Below are 3885 nucleotides of genomic sequence, written 5' to 3'. Positions count from 1 at the left end.
ACGAATGAGGATTTAAAAAGGCAAAAAACCTCTCATAGGTATCATGAGAAGGAGCTCCATATTTGCAGATATTAACAGATTGTAACCAATCGAGGTTCATCTGTGTCCACAAGCTAAAGCCCATGTAATCATCTTGTCCACATAGCATGGCTAGGATAGATGTGCTGATAATATCATGAAGGCTATTATAGTTGATTGCGCGCCTTTCTTGGGTCTGGTAATTTCGAAAAATGCATCATAATAGATGAAGAATGAATGAATCCTTCCATTTTATACTCCTTATGAAAAAGGAGCCAGAATCATTTTTTATCTCTCAATTATCAAGCAAAATCTTCATGCGTTGGCCCTGATCTTTAATAGGTGGCTTATTAATAGTCTATCTTCTTTAGTGATATGGTTAAAGTATTTATCCATCGACTAGTTTACTCCAAAAGTATAAAGTTTAGTTACTTTGTTGCATTTCGGTTAGAACTGGTGACGGTTTCATCAAGTTGTTTACCAACAAGCCGATAAAGTGAATGCCGATAGTATAGCTGCTTTTTAGGCAAGCTAAGAAAACCCTATCAATAAACGCGAGAGCATACCAGGCTTATGGTATTTTGTCGCAGATAACTTTTTCAACTTTCTTTCTATAAGATTTTCTTTTGTTTGTAGTGCTTTTTCTGGAGGATGAGTTTGTTTTAACTTATCTTTTTGCACTCTGCATAGCGCTTTGGCTTCTTTGGAAGGTCCATACAATCTTGCATCTGCAGGATCATTAATACAATATAAAAAAATTTTAAACCGTTCCCATTCGTCTATCAATTCTTTCTTTTGTTCAGAAGAAAATAATTGCTTTTCTGTATGGGCAATAAAAGTTTCAGTAAGTTTTTTTCCTTGTAAAGAGCAGTCATTGATTTTTTCCTGCTCTTTTTGATATCCTTTATAAATATCCTTGATTTTTCTCATACTGTTTTCTGGCTTTGCATCATAGGATGCATAAGATTCATGAGCATCAATCGTACGCCCCAACATCTCATCCTCCATAGCTTGGCGTGCCTCAGAGGCAATTTTAGCTAGAGCTATAATAAACTTATTCCTTTCTGTTCTTAATCGACCACTATCAAATTCTTTCTCTACTTTTGACAAGCATGCCTGCATAAAGGTTTCTAAACAAGTAGGCCGGATATAACAAAGTTCTATTGTTTGTCTTTTATGAGGCGGAATTCCCAATTCTAACTGGTTGAACATTATTCCCTCTAGGGGAAAATGTAAATATCTATTATTCGAATCATCTAGTTCAGAAAGTTGGTCTTTTTTGTTCTCTGTCAATGTTTCAATGGAGTGGCTACTAGGTACTTTGGGTAAAGAAGTAGCTAAATCCTCTGCTTCCAGATCATCGATGTTCTCCAAGCTATTGGTTTTTAATTTCGCTAACCTGTCTGAAATTTCTACTGTTTCTTTCTCTAAGAAGGAGAGTCGTTCGAAGCGCTCACAGGATTTTTGAAAGGCTGTTTTAGAACTTTCATCAGCTTCATTCATTAATCGGTTATAAACATTTTTAGCTAATTTCCATCCGGACACCAGACTGATTTTCTCTTTCTCAATAGATAATTTACAACTATCCGTGACGAAATTTTCTCGGATGACAAGGGAGTAAGTTCCTGTTCGTTCATCAACGAGACCCTTTAAACGCAGGTGATAGAGTATGCCTACCTTAAATGAAGTAGCTTCTTGAGGAAATGCGTCGACGAGTGCTGTATTATCTAAGGCTTGTTCGAGACATTTAAACTCCTTATATTCAAATTCCTTATCAGGATAAGAAGTTTGTTGTAAGGCTATTTTATAGCGTTGTTCATAAGGAACAATCCTGAGATTATCACGTTGTTTTATTAGTTCTAGCATCTGATTTGCGTAGTATTTCAACGATTCAAATTCCTTATGCATAGAAGCTGCACATTGTGGCATAAGCTGATCCCCCATAAAACAACTTGACTCTTCTTGGATATTAGCTTTTAAGGCGTTAAGCTGGGTATCGTATTCTTTTTGGATATGCGAGGCATTTAATCCTTCTTGGGACATGTGTTTATGGGATCTTCTTGGCGTAGGATCCATAACAGATCGGGAGTTTAGCATGTTGTTGGATTTTTCCTTTACGTTGAAAGTTTATTTTTAAATGACGTCGGTTAAGTCGTTAAGTGCTGTTTGTTTTTTAGTCTTGATTTATTGGATAATTGCTCTTCTTCTTCCACAGCGTTGTTGGTGGGCATATTCGCTGTTGTACCGAATAAACCCAATGGATTTGCCCGCTGCTCTTGTCTAAAAAGCGATTGGTTATAACCATCTGCAGTTTTTTTAACAAGCGCTAGAGGTCTTGCTTCATTATTGGAAATACAACCGATTCCCACAGATGCTATGAGAGGGTTGCTTCGATAATTTTCATGCAAGAAAGAAGCACATCCAGCACTGTCTTTAGGATTTGTTCTGACATTAGAGTTTGTTTCATGATGAAGAATCTTTGTTGGGCCGTTATTTTTATTAGCTTTTGCCAACGTTTCTTTGTTTATTTTTTGTAATCTTTCATCAAGTTCACCAATTAACTCTCTCCCCAAGGTTCCTATCTTGCTTATATTACTACCAATCGGTTGAATAGGCGGATTATTTGAAGCGAATGTTGAAGTTTCTTCATTCACTTCGCCTCTGAGGATTTTTAAATTTTCATTAAATTCTGAGAGGTGTCTATTTAATGTCCCTAAATGTATATCACGAGTATTTTTTGGTAAAATATTAAGGTTTCTATGCAGCTTGCTTTCTGCCTTGGCTATTTTAGAATTAATTTTGCCGATGTGATTTTCTTGAATATTTATTGCTTGCCTTTCTGCAGATAGCTTATCTTTTCCTTTTTTTTGGGACAACAAAGAATTTTTTTGTTCCATCTGATTTGTCCACATAGCAATATAATCTTCTGATTTTAACTTGACTAAATTCGTCATTTCCCGCATACATTTTTCTTCATATCCCTCCTCTGAGGCGCTCTGATCGTAAAGTTCATCTAATTGCTTGGTAATTCCGTCTACGCTTTTTTCTAAATTATAGAAATTTGAATTTCTTTGTGATTGACGGATGATCTGTTCTGCCAGTTTGTCTGCATGTGTCTCCAATTCGTTACTCTTTACATCAAAATTAGGCAATTCGCAGCGTAAGTTAAGATCTTTGATAAGCGCTTGATGGATTATCTCGCCACCTTTAACTGTAATCTTATTGTTCGCAAGCCCCAAAAAAAAATCTTCTGGGGTTTTATGTGGATTAATCATGTCTTTTACTAAAAAATCGATGCTTGTATCACTGATCTCATTATTATTCAGATAAATTTTTAACCCAGGTGAAACAGATGCATGGTTTTTAATGATAGGTTTCATCATATGTTTAAATTCCTTATCATTAATTTTTTTCCCCTCTTGTTGTTGATCGAACGTAAATGTCGTGTTTGGGAGTGCCTTTTTGATTACAAAACCAGAAAAAAATTCTAACAGTAATTTTCTTTCCCGGTAACTGGAACTGGTAGGCTGTTTGATATAAAGATTATAGCGATCGACTAATGAAGAGCTTTTAATAAACTTCTCAAATTGAATCGTTGAGTGTGAATCTAAAGGTGTCATAATATCTTTTCTCGTTTTTAATTTCGGTTTGTTCATTTCTAATGAATAATCGTTTGAGTCTTTTACTTTTACAAAAAAAGCTGTTTTTAAAGAACCGCGTAAGTTTTAAACTATTCATAACTATAAAGAGTTCTCTAATTGCACACAAGAACCTATCTTGAATTGAATATAAATTTTCGCTATGATACCAGATCTTTTTATTTTTTAACTAAAGACAGATGACATGAGCAAGCAAGGATTAAATGAA

Annotated in this window: 3 protein-coding genes; all 3 read right to left on the bottom strand. The window is 35.1% G+C overall.

Annotated features, from left to right (window positions below):
* A partial coding sequence (locus RHOW815_RS09165) for a transposase family protein (protein WP_350339776.1) occupies positions 1-196 on the bottom strand: 196 nt, incomplete at its 3' end.
* A gap of 353 nt (positions 197-549) precedes the next feature.
* Entirely contained in the window at positions 550-2115 is a 1566-nt protein-coding gene (locus RHOW815_RS07285; protein WP_215217657.1) for a hypothetical protein, read from the bottom strand.
* A gap of 50 nt (positions 2116-2165) precedes the next feature.
* The gene (locus RHOW815_RS07280; protein WP_215217656.1) at positions 2166-3638 is read right to left on the bottom strand and encodes a hypothetical protein; all 1473 of its coding nucleotides are present in this window, start codon (positions 3636-3638) and stop codon (positions 2166-2168) included.
* Between the last annotated feature and the right edge of the window lie 247 nt (positions 3639-3885).

This window comes from Candidatus Rhabdochlamydia sp. W815 (assembly GCF_018642185.1).
GTDB classification, from domain to species: Bacteria; Chlamydiota; Chlamydiia; order Chlamydiales; family Rhabdochlamydiaceae; genus Rhabdochlamydia; species Rhabdochlamydia oedothoracis.
This window is presented reverse-complemented; position numbering and strand designations above follow the sequence as displayed.

Bases quoted from the DNA above. Each gene is read 5' to 3' on its own strand.
- RHOW815_RS07285 (WP_215217657.1), bottom strand. From the start codon at position 2,115: ATGCTAAACTCCCGATCTGTTATGGATCCTACGCCAAGAAGATCCCAT.
- RHOW815_RS07280 (WP_215217656.1), bottom strand. From the start codon at position 3,638: ATGACACCTTTAGATTCACACTCAACGATTCAATTTGAGAAGTTTATT.